This is a genomic window from Candidatus Atribacteria bacterium (genome assembly GCA_011056645.1).
Lineage (GTDB): Bacteria > Atribacterota > Phoenicimicrobiia > Phoenicimicrobiales > Phoenicimicrobiaceae > Sediminicultor > Sediminicultor quartus.
The window spans coordinates 1-2,079 of the sequence record DSEL01000055.1; the positions used below are offsets into that span (position 1 = coordinate 1).

Genomic DNA, 2,079 nt, shown 5'->3' on the forward strand with positions numbered 1-2,079 from the left:
CTCTATACTCCCCCGGAATAGTAGTATCAGGAGAAAAGACAGGGAAAAAGGGACTTATACAAGGATTAGATGCTCCTGTAGTATAAAAGAATTGCCCGCTATCACCAGTTTTTGCAACCAGAGAGCAGACCGTCTGGGTTCGGCGAAATAATTTATCCGCTGCGTGTAAGCATAAGGTAGCAACAGATCTCTGGTGAGGATTCCACTGTGGATTTTCCCCATGATCTCGTAAAATATTGATAAAATCCCTGGTAGTTAATCTTCTCTTTCTCTGTGAAAGTAAAATTCGGGATCGCTTCTCCCGTTCTGCACCCTTAGCAGCCCAGGTCATAAATTTAGCTGAATAACATTTTCGAAAATTAAAATCTTCACTTTTTTTACAGTAACCTTTTTTAATAGCGTTATCTATTAACCCTTCAGAGCAAGAATCATAATCTTTTTGTAAGGAAATTATATTAGATATACTCCATATATCCTTAATTTTCTTCCAAGCCCACCAATTTTTAACTGTCTCCAAGACATAAGCTTCTTTCTGATCGGCAATTAAAAAACTATTCATGTATTTTAGTTTAAATCGATAACCACAATTGCCTCCCTGTCCATACTCTTCCAATAATTTAATAATAATTTCTAATGCCTGCCGGGCATTTCGACTTCTTTCCAGACCTAAGCGAACCAAATCCATGCCGGTTAGGCCTATTTTTTCCGGCTTTTCTCTGGTAAATATTGCCTCGTTACCGATAACTACTCCATATTCATTGGCACCCATCTCTGCACCAAACATCCAGAAAGGCTGACAAAGCAATACACGGGCAGTTTCTTGAACCTGGGGGATGGTCAAATAGGTACATTGAACGGTGGCCTTTAAGTCATGCTTTTTAGGGGGAACTATAAGGATATTTTGGGCTTCATCAGGTTCTCGATCACTATTTTTTCCAAAAAGGGTAAAGCCTTCTTCGGAAGCAGAACCTACAGCTACTATAGTGTCACACATAATTTGACTCCCTTTCTATTGATAAGCATGAAGAGAGTAATAAATAGTTAGCAGGTTAGTTGGTAAGTTGGCAAATAAATTATTATTGTTGAACTAACTAACCAGGTAATTAAGTAACAAAACAAAAAATTAATTACATTTAAACTTTTCTCTTATCTTTTCTTCCTTACATTTGCTAATATTTTTTAAATCCTGTTCCGGTAATTTTAATTCATTTTTTAAACTTTTAATTATTCTGTTATTTTCAGTTTCAGGGTTTACTGCATAAATGATCCACTTACCTTCTCGCCGATTGATCACCAGACCTGCTTCTTTTAAAATCCTAACACTGTGTGAAATTCTTGATTGTTCCATATTTAATATATTTACCAATTCACAGACACAACATTCACCTTGCAGTAGAAGCAAATAAATACGCAGGCGAGTTTCATCAGATAAGGCTTTGAAGATCTTTATCGCTGCTTCCATTGCTCTATTCTCCTTTATATATGATGATATTCAGGTTATTGCCCTAAAAATATTTATCCTGCAGGCTATTCATATTTTTTTTCGACAATTTAAAATTTTTATTCATTTTAGCGAAACAATTTACTATCTATTAATTACAATAGGGATGGCAATAGTTAAATAAAGATATTCCTTTATTTCCCCTTCCTGAATTTTATCCGGGATTCTATCTTTTAATAATATCACCTGTAGATTTTCTTTTTCTCCTGAGTTTAAGTCAAGCTCAGATACTAAGGGGATGAGGTAATCTACTGAGGTTTTTATGGAAGTAATCTTTATCCCGTCTTCAGCTAAATTTGCCAGAACGAAACTTCCTATCGTTTCGCCTTCAGAATTGGTGGTTAAATTAAAACTGGCCCCTACCGGAGAAATACTTATTGTTGGAGCAGCCTTTTCTTTTATATAACCATTAATGCGCAGCGAAATGGCCTTTCTTCTAGGGTCATTACAGTATATCCGTGCACTCTCTCTTACTTCTCCTAACTCGTGCTGGCTGGAATTATAGGCCAAAGTTATTTCTTGTTTTTCTCCCGGAAGGATGGTTAAGGGTATTTCTATGCCGCACTGAATATATTCAG

Annotated in this window: 2 protein-coding genes; both read right to left on the reverse strand. The window is 36.1% G+C overall.

Features of this window, described 5'->3' with window-relative positions:
- On the reverse strand, nucleotides 1-994 hold a 994-nt coding region (locus tag ENO17_01985), incomplete at its 3' end, for a peptidase U34 (GenBank protein HER23815.1).
- A 129-nt stretch (nucleotides 995-1,123) separates the two neighbouring features.
- Complete coding sequence (locus tag ENO17_01990; protein HER23816.1) at nucleotides 1,124-1,462, reverse strand: ArsR family transcriptional regulator; 339 nt, start codon at nucleotides 1,460-1,462, stop codon at nucleotides 1,124-1,126.
- Between the last annotated feature and the right edge of the window lie 617 nt (nucleotides 1,463-2,079).